The sequence below is a fragment of the Bradyrhizobium sp. Ses1 genome, assembly GCF_059512365.1.
Genome location: NZ_JCAMOQ010000033.1, coordinates 1 through 13537 on the forward strand (window position 1 = coordinate 1; position 13537 = coordinate 13537).

Below are 13537 nucleotides of genomic sequence, written 5' to 3' on the forward strand. Positions count from 1 at the left end.
TGGTCCTACCCCCGTGCTTTTTGTTGCACGGGACCCACGGGTGCAACCAGCACCCGGCTTTCCCTGCGCCCTCTGATCTCGAGGAGGGTGGAACAAGACGCAAAGCTCGGGCGTAACGCGCCGCGAGAATGCGGACTCACATCCGCCGTTAGAATCCGACGTAGGATGGGTAGAGCGAAGCGAAACCCATCATTGGTGCCGCTTGCTCCATCGCGACGGGTTTCGGTTCGCGCTACCCATCCTACGCGGCCGCTGTTTGAAATTTGAATCAGATCTATCCCCGTCGTCCCGGGACACATAACCACAGGCCTTGTTGTGTGCTCCGCTACAACTACTTGCTCTTGCCACAACACCTCCCTGTGGTTATGGGCCCGGCGTTTCGCGGGGACGACGCTGAGAACGATGCGAGCCACTTCGGCTTCGCAACGACTGCATTCCATCGCCTGTTGCATATTTACGACGGTCGAGACAATTCGAGTCCGTCCAAGCAGTGCTGACAAAAAGTTGAGCAGCGAAGTTTCGACTGCGTACGATGACGCGTGGTGATCGTGCAGCGTCGCAAGGCGCTGCGCTCAAAGGTCGCAGAAAACCAATAGAAATAGGCAAAAGCGGAAAATGCGCGCCACGCGCGGAGGTTGCTTGTGGGTTTTCGCCTCGCCGCTGGCCACTCCTTAAAACACTGACGTTGCAGTCGTTACGTGCCGAAACTTGCAGCACGCAGTGGAAAAACTTGAGGCTTCTCACTTCGGGGGAACGGCGCAAGGGTCGTTGCGAAGGGCCTCGAACTTTCGCACGTCAACTTTGGGGGTACATACAAATATGTTCAGTCTTCGCCGAACTCTGGTAGCCGCGGCACTGTCACTGGCCACCCTTGCGCCCGCCGGCTTCGCCAGTGCGGCCGACTTGGCAGTCAAAGCGCCGAAGCCCGCGCCTGAATTGCCGTTCTTTCTGCTGGTCGATAACCGCGTAACCTTCTCCTGGATGCCCAAGGGCACCGATCCCGGTGTATTCTCGATTCGGCCGGACGGCTCAATCAATGGCACGACCGCCAAGCAGGTCTATTCGTTCACCCATTTCGACATCTGGACCTACGGCACCAACTTCTTCACGATCTCGATGTTCAAGTCGGGCCAGAACGATCCGGCCTCGCCGTGCTCCAATGCCGGCGTGCTGATCACTGGCGCGCCCGGCAATTGCGCCGGCGCCACCGAAATCTACGGTCTGTTCCGCTCGACCTTCGGCTTCAACCAGATCTTCAACACCAAGGCCTTCAACGTCGGACCGCTCACCAACGTCTCCTTCGAGGTCGGTATGGACGCCAACAGCGAGAACAACTTCCTCGCCCCGGCCAAGCGACAGGTCGTCGCCGGTCTGCAGTTCGAATTCGCTCTGCCCTACAAGGGCTATTTCAACGTGTCGCCGTTGGCGTCCTGGGAGTTCTCCAACCACAACGCCTTCAACCAGTGCGGACTGTTCGGTCCCGGCATTCCGTATCCAGCCCCCGGCGCCACCTGCCTTCCGGACGGCAACACCAGCTTCAATCCGACCTGGGCGGTCGAAACCAACTACTATATGGACCTCGGTTTCCTGCCGGAGAACATGCAGTTCTGGTCGATCAGCGGCCGCGCTGCCTGGTACGGCAAGAAGGGTGACCAGAACAATCCGCTGGTTGGCTTCGGCACCGGTCCGTTCAGCACCGGTACCGCCGTCGAGTTCAACAGCGAGCCGATCCGTCTGACCTTCGACGCCAGCAAGGCGGTCTGGGGACCGAAGTACACTCACTTCGTCGACCTCTGGGTTGCCTACCGCTACTGGCAGAACAAGTTCGGCCTCGACCACAACGCTGCTCCCGGCGTCTGCACCCTCACGAACGCGGCCGGCGTGACGGTCAGCACCAATAGCTGCACCGAATCGACTGTCTATGGCGGTATCACCGTGAAGTTCTAACCACCTACCCGTTCTCCAGGTGAACTGGGCGCCGCGATGAACCCGCGGCGCCATTTTTCTTAAGAGCGTGGACAGGACGCAGCGAAATGAGGCGGCAGTTCTTCGCGCTATTTCTGCCAGAGGCCGGCGTGGAGCTCGGCAGCCTCATCCTCGATCAGCGGCCCCACGACGTCGGTCGGCCGCTGCCCGGTCCGGAACACCTCGCGGCAGGGCAGGTCGAGCGTCGGGTTCTCAGGATGATTGCCGGTGATCTCGCGCAGGCGATGTTCGCTTAAGCCATAGACCAGGCGGCCGATGCCGGCCCAGTAGATTGCGCCGGAGCACATCGCGCAGGGCTCCGCGGACGAATAGAGCGTGGCGTGCTTGAGGACCTCAGGCGGCAAGCTCGTGCAGGCCCTGGTCGCGAGCAAGCGCTCTGCATGCGCGGTGCCGTCACGGGACGGCATATAGCCGTTCTCCATCTCCATCAGCACGGTGCGATTGCGGTCGACCAGCACCGAGCCGAACGGATGGTTGCCGTGGCTGACGGAGCGGCGGGCGACCTCGAAGGACCGCCGGAGGAAATGCAGGTCAGCTTCTTCCTGAGTGAGCGCAGAAATATCGGTCATCAATGTCCTGCCATGTGCCGCCCGATCTCGGTGAGATCGGCTTCGCTGGCGCGGGCCTCGTGGACGAACTCACCGTGGAACATCACGACCAGACGGTCGGAGAGTTCGAGCAGCTCGTCAAGGTCTTCGCTGACGAGAAGCACGGCAGCGCCGCGGTTGCGGGCGGCCATGATCTCGGCATGGATCTGCGCCACCGCGGCGAAATCGAGCCCGAAGCAGGGATTGGCCGCGATCAGCACCTCGACCTCGCCGCCAAGCTCGCGCGCCAGCACCGCGCGCTGCACGTTGCCGCCCGAGAGCGCGGCGATCGGCGTGTCCGGCGTGCGGGTCTTGATCTTGTAGAGGCCGATCTTGCGTTCGGCGTTCCTGCGAAACGCCGCGCCGCTCAGCCACCAGCCGCCCTTGGCAAACGGCGCGCGGTCGAATTCGCGAAGGGCGATGTTGTCGGCCACGCTCATGCCGCCGACACAGGCGTTCTTGAGCGGCTCTTCCGGCAAGAGCGACATCTTGTGCCGGCGCATCTCCTCGCGCGTCGCCGAATAGCGCTCGCCGCGGATGCGGATGTCACCGCTCTCGGCATCGCGCTGGCCGGCGAGAACTTCGACGAGCTGCCGCTGGCCGTTGCCGGAGACGCCGGCGATGCCCACGATCTCGCCGCCACGGACCGTGAGCGAGATGTTGCGGACGGCGACCGCGCCGGCATCGTCGAGCGCGGTGAGCCTGTCGAGCTCGAGCCGCGCCTCGCCGACTTCGCCGACGCGGGCTGGCTGCACGGTCAATTGCTCGGCGCCGATCATCGTGCGCGCCATCTCATCCGGCGTGAGTTCGGCGACGCGGCCCTGGCCGGCGAGCTTCCCGCGGCGCAGGATGGTCACCTCGTCGGCAAAGGCCATCACCTCGCGGAACTTGTGCGTGATCATCAGGATGGTCAATTCCCCGGCCACGACCATCGCGCGCAACATGCCCAAGACCTCGTCGGCCTCGCCCGGCGTCAGCACCGAGGTCGGTTCGTCCAGGATCAGGAAGCGCCGCTTCAGGTAAAGCTGCTTGAGGATCTCGCACTTCTGCCGCTCGCCGGCCGAGATGTCGGAGACCTTGGCGTTGAGCGGCACCTTGAATGGCATCCGTGCCAGGAACGCTTCGAGCTCCTTCTTCTCTCTGCTCCAGTCCACCACGGCCGGGACGTCGTCGCGCGCCAGCACCAGGTTCTCCGCGACCGTCATCGCCGGCACTAGCGTGAAATGCTGGTAGACCATGCCGAGCCCGAACGCGTGCGCGTCCTTCGGGTTGCCGATCTTCTGCTCACGCCCGCCGATCAGGATGTCGCCTTGGGTCGCGTGGTAATAGCCCATGATGCATTTCACCAGCGTGCTCTTGCCGGCGCCGTTCTCGCCGAGCAGCGCATGGAAGGAGCCGGGACGCAACTTCAATTCGACATTGTCGAGCGCCAGGAAATCGCCGAAGCGCATCGTCATGGCGATGGCGTCGACGCCGAAAGCGCCACTTGGCGGGGGTGCCTCGCCGATGATCACGAGATCGCTCCGATCAGGTCGGCGGATTTCGCCACCGCGCCGAACACGCCGCCCTGCATCTTGATCATCTTCAGTGCATGGTCGTGATTGCCCTTGTCGGTCGCGCCGCAGCAATCCTCGATCAGCACGCATTCGAAGCCGCGATCGTTGGCCTCGCGCATCGTGGTGTGGACGCAGACGTCGGTGGTGATGCCGGTCAGCACGATGTTCGCGATGCCGCGCAGGCGCAGCATCAGCTCCAGGTCGGTCGCGCAGAACGAGCCCTTGCCGGGCTTGTCGATGATCGGCTCACTGGGCAGGGGGCTGAGATCGGGGATGATCTCCCAGCCGGGTTCGCCGCGCACCAGGATGCGGCCGCAGGGACCGGGATCGCCGATGCCGGCGCCGATCTGGCGCGAGCGCCAGCGCTTGTTGGCGGGAAGGTCAGCGAGATCGGGGCGGTGGCCCTCGCGGGTGTGGATAATGTGATAGCCCTGGCTCCGCATCACCGCGAGCAGGCGCTTGATCGGTTCGATCGGTGCCCGCGTCAGCGACAGGTCGTAGCCCATCTTGTCGACATAGCCGCCGACGCCACAGAAATCGATCTGCATGTCGATGACGATGAGCGCGGTGTTTTCCGGGCGCAGATCGCCATTGTAAGGCCAGGCGTAAGGCTCGGACTTGATAGTGCGCTCGGGCATGGACGACCTCGTTGGTGCGCGTGTTATCGGGTGATGGAAAGTTCCGCCGGCGCGCCGGTCAGCGTTCGTTTCGGCGAGCAGGTGATGATCATGATCGCGAGTGTCAGGATGTACGGCGCGGCATTGAACAGGTGATAGCCCGAGGTGACGCCGACCGATTGCAGCGCTGGTCCCAGCGCCGCGGCGCCGCCGAAGGCGAGGGAGGCCCACAGGCAGAGCAGGGGATCCCAGCGCGCGAAGATCACGAGCGCGACTGCGGTGATGCCCTGGCCCGAGGAAAGGCCTTCGTTCCAGCTTCCGGGGTAGAACAGCGACAGGAACGAGCCGCCGATCCCGGCGAGGAAGCCGCCAACCATGGTAGCGCGCAGCCGGATCAGCAGCACGGAATGGCCCATCGCCCGCGCCGCATCCGAGCTTTCACCAGCGGTACGGATCAGGAGGCCCCAGCGCGTGGTCTTGAACGCCCAATAGAGGATGGGGGCGATCGCAACCCCGATCAGGAACAGCACGTTGATGCGGAGCGCGGCGCGAACCTGCGGAATGTCGCTCCACCAGCCGAAATCGATCGCGGGCAGGCGCGGCGCGGTCGGCTCGATTAGCGGCTTGCCGAGGAAGAAGGCGAGCCCGATGCCGAACAGCATCAGCGCGATGCCGACCGCGACGTCGTTCACGCGCGGCAATGAGCAGATGCCGGCATGGAGTGCGCCGAGCAGCGCGCCGGTGACGCCGGCGGCGAGGACGCCAAACCAGGGCGAGCCGGTGAGATAGGAGATGCCATAGGCGCTCATCGCGCCCATCACCAGTGTGCCCTCGAGCCCGAGATTGATGCGGCCGCTGCGTTCGGTGATGCATTCCCCTAGGCTGACGAACAGGAACGGCGTCGAGACGCGGATGGCGCCGCCAAGCACGGCGAGCGGGACGGTCCACAGTCCGATCGAACTGTCAGCCATGTCAGGACTTTCCTTTCAGGAAGCCGATGCGTCCGTACAGCGCGTCGCTCGCCAGCACGAACACGAAGATGATGCCCTGCAGCACCAGCACGGAAGCGTCGGGCAATCCGAGCCGCCGCTGCAACAGACCGCCACTGGCGCTGATGCCGCCGAGCAGGATCGCGACCGGAATGACTGCGAGCGGATTCTGCCGCGCGAGGAAGGCGACCAGGATCCCGGTGAAGCCGTAACCCGCGGCGAGATTGGCGTTGGTGCGGCCCTGGACGGCCGCGACCTCGATCATGCCGGCAAGGCCCGCGCAGGCGCCGGCGAGAAAGCAGATCGTCATGATCAATTTGCCGACGCCGAGTCCGACGATCTTCGCCGCGCGGATATTGCCGCCGGCGACGCGGGCGGCGAAGCCGAAGGTGGTGTGATAGATCAGGATGTAGGCAGCGATCGCGCAGACCAGGCCGAACACCAGGCCCCAATGCACGTCGGTGCCGGGGATGGTACCGATCATGTTGGCGGCGCCGATCTCCCGCGTCGACGGTTTGTTGAGACTGGCGGGATCGCGCATCACGCCTTCGACGAGATGGTTGAGGATCGCGAGCGCGATATAAACCAGCAAGAGGCTCGAGATCGTCTCGTTGACGCCGCGATATTGCCGCAACGCGCCCGACAGTGTGATCCACAACCCGCCGCCGATCACGCCTGCGATGACCATCGCAATCTGCACCACCAGCGGCGGCGCCCATTGCATCGCGAGCGCAGCGCTGGTCGCCGTGAGTGCGCCGATCAGGAGCGCCCCTTCGCCGCCGATGATCACCATGCCAAGCTGCGCGGGCAGCGCCGTGCACAGCGCCGTCAGGATCAAGGGCGCGGCGCGGGTCAGCGTATTCTGCCAGGAAAACCAGGTGCCGAACGCGCCCTGGTACATGTAGAAATAGAGATCGAGCGGGTTTTTGCCGTAGAGCGCAACGAACGCGCCGAAGGTCGCGAGCGCGCCCATCAGGGCGGCGCCCGGGATCAGGATGTACTCGATGGCGGCGCCGTAGCGCTGCAGGAAACCGGGATCGGCGGCCGGAGCGACCCCGACCGCCTCGACTGCCTCGGCCGAGTCAGCCGTGTCCGTCGTCACGAAGTCGCTCCGATCACGCCTTCGATCAGATAATCCATCTTCTCGAGCTCGGGATCCTTCTGGCCGCGGTCGACGCCAGATGCGATCACCGTCTTACCTTTGTTGTCGAGGATCGGTCCCTTGAAGATGGTGTATTCGCCGGCGATGAGCTTTGCCTTCATCTCGTCGGCATGCTTGCGCGCTTCGGCCGAGACCGCTTCGCCATAGGGCGAGCATTTGACGATCTCTTCCTTCAGGCCGCCGCGATAGAAGTTCGGGATCGATTCGCCCGACGTGATCATCTTCAGGAATTTCGGATAGAGCGCTTCCCAGTTCCATTCGGCGCCGGTGAGATAGGCCTTTGGCGCCAGCGGGGACTGGTTGACGTGATAGCCGCAGACGAATGCGCCGCGGCGCGCAGCGTTCTCGACCATGGTCTTGGGACCGTCCACGTGGCAGGTCAGCACATCGACACCCTGGTCGATCAGGCTGTTGGTGGCCTCGGCTTCCTTGACCGGCATCGACCAGTCGCCGGTGAAGATCACCTGCGTCGTTGCCTTCGGGTTGGCGAGCTTGGCGCCGAGCGTGAACGCGTTGATGTTGCGCAGCACCTGGGGGATCGGCTTGGCCGCGACGAAGCCGAGCTTGCCGCTCTTGGTCGAATAGCCCGCGACGATGCCGGAAATGAACTGCGCCTCGTCGATATAGCCGAAATAGCTGCCGGCGTTCTTCGGGTCCTTCTCGGTCCACAAGCCGCCGCAATGCTCGAAGCGGACCTTCGGATACTTGTTGGCTATTTTGACCATGTGCGGACTGAAGTATCCGAACGAGGTCGGGAACAGCAGCGTGGAGCCGTCGAGATTGATCATGGACTCCATGGTCTTCTCGACCGCATCGGTCTCGGGCACCTTCTCTTCCTCGACCACCTTGATGCCGGGCAGTTTCTTGAGCGCCGCTGCGCCTTGTGCGTGCGCCTGGTTGTAGCCGTAGTCGTCGCGCGACCCGACATAGATGAAGCCGATGGTGGTCTCGGCCGCGTGCGCCACGCGGGCACCGATCGTGCCGCCCAGCGCCAGCGCGGCGCCGCCTTGCAATAAATGCCGTCGTGAAATCCTGCTGAAATCCATTGCCTGCTCCCCTGGGGCGGTCCGGCCGCCGGTCGTTTCGCGTCCGCGCCAACGGCGGAGCTCAGACGGGATGTCGCAAGCTTCGTGCCAGAGCCTATCTGGCGGGCATGAACTACCAATCTATTGAAATAACTTTGGTATTATTCGATGCCATATTCCGCTCAAACTTTGAGCGACGGTGCGTCAGCCTAATTATTGAGCGTTGCCAGATAATTGTATGCAAGGCCGGTGAGCACCATTTGGGGCGTTGATCATGCGCCAAGGCGCTGGCATTGAACTTGTATCGATCCCGACGACGCGGGGATCGAAGCGGCCTTTCACTGGAAAAGCATGAGCAAGACAGACGCGGCGGGAGCCGGGACCAGACCAACCTTGCTTGGCGAGGAGATCGTTGCCCGCATCGACCAGCTTGCGGCGATATCGGAAGCGCCATCGCATCTGGCGCGCATCTATCTGACGCCCCAGCACCGCAAGGCGGCCGATCTCCTTCTGTCCTGGATGCGTGAGGCCGGGATGAGCGCGCATCTCGACGCGATCGGTAATGTCTGCGGCCGCTATGAGGGGGATACGCCCGGCGTGCCGTGTCTGATGCTGGGCTCGCATTACGACACCGTGCGCGACGCCGGTAAATGGGACGGGCCGCTCGGGCTCATCACCGCGATCGCCTGTGTCGCCGATATCAACCGGCGCGGCCGCCGATTGCCGTTCGCGATCGAGGTGACCGGCTTTGCCGACGAGGAAGGCGTGCGCTTTGCCTCGACGCTGCTCGGCAGCCGCGCGGTCGCCGGCACCTTCGACGAAAGCCTACTGAACGTGCGCGACCATGCCGGCATTTCCATGCGCGAGGCGATGATCGCCTTCGGCCTCGATCCCGATCATATCGGCGCTGCCGCGCGCGCCCGTCGCGAACTGCTCGGCTATGTCGAACTGCATATTGAGCAGGGGCCGGTGCTGGAGGAGAAGGAGCTGCCGGTCGGCGTGGTGACCGCGATCGCCGGCGCGACGCGGCTTGCGGCAAAGATCACGGGCATGGCCGGCCATGCCGGTACGGTGCCAATGGCGCTCCGGCGCGATGCGCTGGCGGGCGCCGCCGAATGCGTCACGGCGATCGAGGAATTCTGCAGGACCGATGACGGCGGCCTCGTCGGCACCGTCGGCTATATCGATGCGTTGCCGGGCGCGACCAATGTCATTCCGGGAAAGGTCTCCTTCACGATCGATATCCGGGCCCCCACCGACATGCATCGCAAGCGCGCGGTCGCCGATATCGTTCGTCAAATCGAGGCCATCGCGAAACGCCGCGGACTCGCGCTGCAGCTCGATGTCACCCACGAGAACCGTACCGTGCCCTGCGCGCCGTGGCTGAAAGCGCAGGTGGCGGAGGCGGTCGCCGGCGAGGGATATGCCGTGTTCGAGTTGCCGAGCGGGGCGGGGCATGACGGCATGGCGATGATCGATGTCGCCGATGTCGCGATGCTCTTCGTCCGCTGCCGCGGCGGCATCAGCCATCATCCGGACGAACATGTCGAGCTTGCCGATGCTGACGCCGGTGCACGCGTGCTGCTGCGGTTGATCGAGAATTTTCGGCTCTAGCCCGTAGGGTGGGCAAAGCGAAGCGTGCCCACCATCTCTTGCACCGCTCGTGAATGGTGGGCACGCTTCGCTTTGCCCACCCTACAAATCACTCCGCCGCTTTCGCTGTTTTGCCGAACATCCGCGTCGGCGCGGGGAAGCCGCAGGAGGTGCCGTCGGTGATCTTCACCTGGTCTTCCCACGGCAGGCGGAAGTTACCCGCGACCATGTCCTGCATGAACGTGTAGGGACAATCCATCGCGCCGCCCTTCACCGCGACATAGCCGCGGTGCCAGAGCTGATAGATATTGTTCTCGACGCCCCAGTTGATCCGCGCCTCGCGTACCAGGTCAGGGCGCACCTCGGCGGTGATGATCTCGTCCGCGCGGCCGGTGGTGCCGTGGGCGATGATGGTGCCGTCAAAATTGACGATCATGCCTTCGCCCATGGAATCGAACGAGCCATCGGAGCCGCACATGCAGACATTGGCCGTCACCATCAGGTTCTGGAAGGCGTTGGCCTGATTCGTAAAACGCCAGCTCTCGCGGATCGGGGCGGTGTAGCCGGCGGTACGGATCATGATCTCCGCGCCCTTGTAGGCGCATTCGCGCGCCATCTCGGGGAACATGCCGTCATGGCAGATGATGAGAGCGATCTTGGCGCCCTTCGGTCCCTCGATCACGGGAATGCCGATGTCGCCGGGCTCCCACGGCTCGACCGGAATCCAGGGATGAAATTTGCGATAGTAGAGCTTGATATCGCCGTGGTCGTCGATGATCAGGCCTGAATTGTAAGGGTTGCCGTCGGGGTTGTATTCCATGATGGAGAAGCAGCCCCAGATTTTGTTGTCGATGCAGGCCCGCTTGAAAGCGGCGACCTCTGGCCCATCGAGCCGGCTCATGATCTCGGGATTGGTGTCCATCGACAGGCCGTGCAGCGAGTATTCCGGAAACACGACGAGGTCCATCGTGGACAGATTGCGCCGCGCCTTGCCGACCATCCAGACGATCTTCTCGGTCTGCTTCGCCAGATCGACTTTGGTCGCCACGACCGGCAATTGCAGTTGAACAAGCCCGATCACGACGCCGTTGGGTGATTTATTGAGGCCGCCAAGTCCGTTCATGTCGAACTCCCTGTTCAGTGCTGGTCGTTTCTGGGATTAAGCGAAGAAAATCCGATTTCTGTTTGCATCGAAAGACTATTTTTCAGGCGCCGCCATTGCCTCGAATTCCTCCATCGTCGGCGTCAGCATCTCGAAGCGGTCGCGGATGGTGGCGCAGGTGTTGCCGCCAAGACGTGCGATCGCGTCGAGTCTGGCCGGATCGATGTACAGGCGCTCGGCATCGATCACCTCGCGCTGATAATGTGCAAAGACAATCTCGCCGAGAATGATCTGGCGGGATTTTCCCAGTTCCAGCGTGACATGGCGGCGGCATTCGAAGGCAGCGGGCGCCTCCTTGATCCAGGGCGAGGCCACAGCAGTGCCCGGCATCGCCGTCAACCCCGCGGCCCTGAGCTCGTCGTGGCCGGCCGCAAACGGCACTGCGCAGACATGCATCGCTTCCGCAATCGCGTGCGCGACGATGTTAACGGTGAAGACTTCGGTCAGGCGGATGTTCAGTGCGGTGTCCTTGAACGACATATCGGGATGGTTTTCCACCCCGAGCGCGAGGATCGGCGGGTCCGCGGAGAGGCAGTTGAAGAAACTGAACGGCGCGGCATTGATGCGCCCCATTGGATCGACTGTCGTTACCAGCGCGATCGGCCGCGGCACGACAGTGCCGATCATCAGTTTGTAGCGCTCGCGCGCCGACAATTTGCGGAAGTCGAAGGTGACTTCGTCCGGAGCCGGGATCGGGTCCATCGCTCAGGCCTCGATCGCCGGCGCCCCGGCATGCGCCTGCAGGAAGCGCTCTTCCCACCAGGAGAACAGGATGTCGCGCAACGCCGCCGCGTCGTCATCACCGTAGATGTCGGTGAGTTTGACCGCGTCGAACATCGCGATTTCCTCCGCGGTCAGTGTGATCGGAAGTTCGGTGAGCACGATCGGCGTGTTCGGAAACTCCGGCTTGTAGTCGGGATCCCGCCGCAAGGCGCGGTCGCTCTTGATGATCGGGTTCCTGAAATCCTTGGGCGTTCGCTGGCTCGCGAGCACGGGCGTCTTCGGCACGTTGGCGAGATCGGCTTCGGTCGCCTCGAACACCGTGAGCTTCAGCGGCTTCAGCGCAAAGTTGCTGGTCTTCATCACGTCGGCGCCGCAGACATTGGGGACCGCCAGCACATCCATCAGTGCCAGCAGGTCGACATAGTCGCCGGGCTTGGTGGTCTGACGGGTCATGTAGGCATGGCCGTCGGCGTCGACGCCGGTGCACATGAACAGGTTGAAGGAATCGTGCACGTCGTCGGGCGTCAGCCCATATTCGCGCTGCGCTTCCGCCTGGATGTCGTGGCAATTGGTGTGAACGGCAAAGCCGTAGGCCGCTTCATAGACATAGGCGCTGCAGCGCGGGAACAGCACGTCATTGCGGCCGACGGTGTCCTCCAGAATATAGAGCATCGCGCGCTCGCGTGGCGGCGCCGACCACATGAAGGTGCCTTTGGTCGGATGAAAGCCGTGCACGGTGCGGGTGCGGCCGCAATGCATGAACTCCTTGTAGTCATGCAGGTTGAAGCAGTTGAAGTCGGCGCACTGGCCGCCTTCGACCTGCTCGATGCGCAGGATCTGCCCCTTCAACAATTCGATCGCGTTGCCGGTGCCCGGCTCGAGTAGCCATTCCGATATGATCTTGCGCGTGGTCATCGCGAGCTTCTCGCGGTCTCGGCCTTCCGGTTGGCGGCGTATTCGCGCAGCGCGAGACGGACCAGCGCCGCGCGATCACGCGCCACACCCTGCGCGATGGTGCGGTCCATCAGTTCAAGCTGTTGCTGGTTCAATCGTAACTTAACGACTGTTTCCTTCATGGCATTCCCTCCGCAGCGATCCGAGATAGTAAAATCCTGTATACAGAATTACACCCAATCGGATATCGAGCTGCAGTTATCCTGCGTTTTGCCGCGCATTCGAAGCGCAAACTTTGAGCGTCGTGCTGCCGTTTATTCGAGCGCATCGACCAATATTGCCGCATCCTGTGTACGAAATGCCGAACTATCGTATGCGCAATCGCGGACGCGTTCTCGTCCGACGGCGCATGCGGATTTCGGATGAGCAAGAAATCGACCCGCGTTGATGTTGCCTGCCAGGCGCTGCGCCAGGCGATCATCGAGCAGGCGTTGCCGCCGGGCACGAAGCTGCCGGAGGACGAGCTCGGTGCTCAGTTTCACATGAGCCGCACGCTGGTGCGCGCAGCCTTGGCGCAGCTTCAATCGGAAGGTCTGGTCGATGCGCCGCCGCGGCGCACCGCCACCACGGCCAAGCCGACGCTGGAGGAGGCGAGGGAAGTCTTCGAGGTCCGCCGCACGCTCGAACGCGAAGTGGTGCGGCTGGTGATCGCGCGCTGGCGGCCGGAATTCGGCGCCGAGCTCGAAGGGCATGTCCGCAAGGAAGAAGCTGCGCGCAAGGCTGGCGAAGCGAGAGTCTCCATCCGCCTCGCCGGCGAATTCCATGTCAAGCTTGGCGAGCTCGCGGGCAACAGTCTGTTCCGCCGCTATCTCGGCGAAGTGGTATCGCGCTGCTCGTTGATCCTGGCGCTTTACGGCCGGCCGCATTCCGCCGACTGCGCCGTCAACGAACACCGCGAGATCGTGGCCGCGCTGCGCAGCCGCAATGCCGAAGCGGCGATCGAGCTGATGGATCATCACCTCGGCGCGGTCGAGCACCGGGCGCTACTCGATCAGGATCGCGATGCGCAATCCGATCTCGGCGCGGTGCTGTCCCGCTACACGGAAGCGGCGGAGACCGGCAACGGATCAAAGATCGCGCGGCTGCCGCGGCGAAAGACACGGGCCGCGAAATGACCGGGGACAGGATTTCATCACCAGCGTCACCCAAGCCGCGCCAATGGTTCGGCGATCAAGGAGAGTAT

At 63.3% G+C, this 13537-nt stretch carries 13 protein-coding genes; 3 read left to right on the forward strand and 10 right to left on the reverse strand.

Going from position 1 to position 13537, the window contains the following annotated elements:
• Nucleotides 1-819: 819 nt before the first annotated feature.
• Nucleotides 820-1947, forward strand: a complete 1128-nt coding sequence (locus tag AC5ZG5_RS29675; protein WP_028164381.1) for a hypothetical protein — start codon at nt 820-822, stop codon at nt 1945-1947.
• A gap of 107 nt (nt 1948-2054) precedes the next feature.
• Here AC5ZG5_RS29675 and AC5ZG5_RS29680 read toward each other — a convergent pair whose 3' ends face one another.
• The 6 genes from AC5ZG5_RS29680 to AC5ZG5_RS29705 are packed head-to-tail and all read right to left on the reverse strand — an operon-like array spanning nt 2055 to nt 7943.
• Complete coding sequence (locus tag AC5ZG5_RS29680; protein WP_456643964.1) at nt 2055-2555, reverse strand: nucleoside deaminase; 501 nt, start codon at nt 2553-2555, stop codon at nt 2055-2057.
• A complete protein-coding gene (locus tag AC5ZG5_RS29685) occupies nt 2555-4087 on the reverse strand; it encodes an ABC transporter ATP-binding protein (RefSeq protein WP_456643965.1) in 1533 nt (510 codons plus the stop codon). Before AC5ZG5_RS29685 ends, AC5ZG5_RS29680 begins: the two co-directional genes overlap by 1 nt.
• Complete coding sequence (gene biuH, locus AC5ZG5_RS29690) at nt 4084-4767, reverse strand: biuret amidohydrolase (protein ID WP_456643966.1); 684 nt, start codon at nt 4765-4767, stop codon at nt 4084-4086. Before biuH ends, AC5ZG5_RS29685 begins: the two co-directional genes overlap by 4 nt.
• Before the next feature lie 23 nt (nt 4768-4790).
• Nucleotides 4791-5717: an ABC transporter permease gene (locus tag AC5ZG5_RS29695; RefSeq protein WP_456643967.1), complete on the reverse strand. Its 927-nt coding sequence runs from the start codon at nt 5715-5717 to the stop codon at nt 4791-4793.
• Between the two features lies 1 nt (nt 5718).
• Nucleotides 5719-6837, reverse strand: a complete 1119-nt coding sequence (locus AC5ZG5_RS29700) for an ABC transporter permease (RefSeq protein WP_456643968.1) — start codon at nt 6835-6837, stop codon at nt 5719-5721.
• Complete coding sequence (locus AC5ZG5_RS29705) at nt 6834-7943, reverse strand: BMP family ABC transporter substrate-binding protein (protein WP_456643969.1); 1110 nt, start codon at nt 7941-7943, stop codon at nt 6834-6836. The genes AC5ZG5_RS29700 and AC5ZG5_RS29705 overlap by 4 nt, the downstream gene beginning before the upstream one ends.
• A 330-nt stretch (nt 7944-8273) precedes the next feature.
• Here AC5ZG5_RS29705 and AC5ZG5_RS29710 point away from each other — a divergent pair, with 330 nt between their 5' ends.
• Nucleotides 8274-9536, forward strand: coding sequence for an allantoate amidohydrolase (locus AC5ZG5_RS29710; RefSeq protein WP_456643970.1), 1263 nt, complete (start codon nt 8274-8276; stop codon nt 9534-9536).
• Between the two features lie 88 nt (nt 9537-9624).
• On the opposite strand, the gene AC5ZG5_RS29715 is transcribed toward AC5ZG5_RS29710, so the two are convergent.
• The 4 genes from AC5ZG5_RS29715 to AC5ZG5_RS29730 all read right to left on the reverse strand — a co-directional run bounded on the left by AC5ZG5_RS29715 (nt 9625) and on the right by AC5ZG5_RS29730 (nt 12476).
• Entirely contained in the window at nt 9625-10638 is a 1014-nt protein-coding gene (locus AC5ZG5_RS29715; RefSeq protein WP_456643971.1) for a formamidase, read from the reverse strand.
• A gap of 75 nt (nt 10639-10713) precedes the next feature.
• Complete coding sequence (locus AC5ZG5_RS29720; RefSeq protein ID WP_456643972.1) at nt 10714-11379, reverse strand: flavin reductase family protein; 666 nt, start codon at nt 11377-11379, stop codon at nt 10714-10716.
• A 3-nt stretch (nt 11380-11382) separates the two neighbouring features.
• The gene (locus tag AC5ZG5_RS29725; RefSeq protein ID WP_456643973.1) at nt 11383-12315 is read right to left on the reverse strand and encodes a DUF1989 domain-containing protein; all 933 of its coding nucleotides are present in this window, start codon (nt 12313-12315) and stop codon (nt 11383-11385) included.
• Complete coding sequence (locus tag AC5ZG5_RS29730; RefSeq protein WP_456643974.1) at nt 12312-12476, reverse strand: hypothetical protein; 165 nt, start codon at nt 12474-12476, stop codon at nt 12312-12314. Before AC5ZG5_RS29730 ends, AC5ZG5_RS29725 begins: the two co-directional genes overlap by 4 nt.
• Nucleotides 12477-12716: 240 nt before the next feature.
• On the opposite strand from AC5ZG5_RS29730, the gene AC5ZG5_RS29735 reads away from it, so the two are divergent.
• Nucleotides 12717-13469, forward strand: a complete 753-nt coding sequence (locus tag AC5ZG5_RS29735) for a GntR family transcriptional regulator (RefSeq protein ID WP_456643975.1) — start codon at nt 12717-12719, stop codon at nt 13467-13469.
• Nucleotides 13470-13537 lie beyond the last annotated feature (68 nt).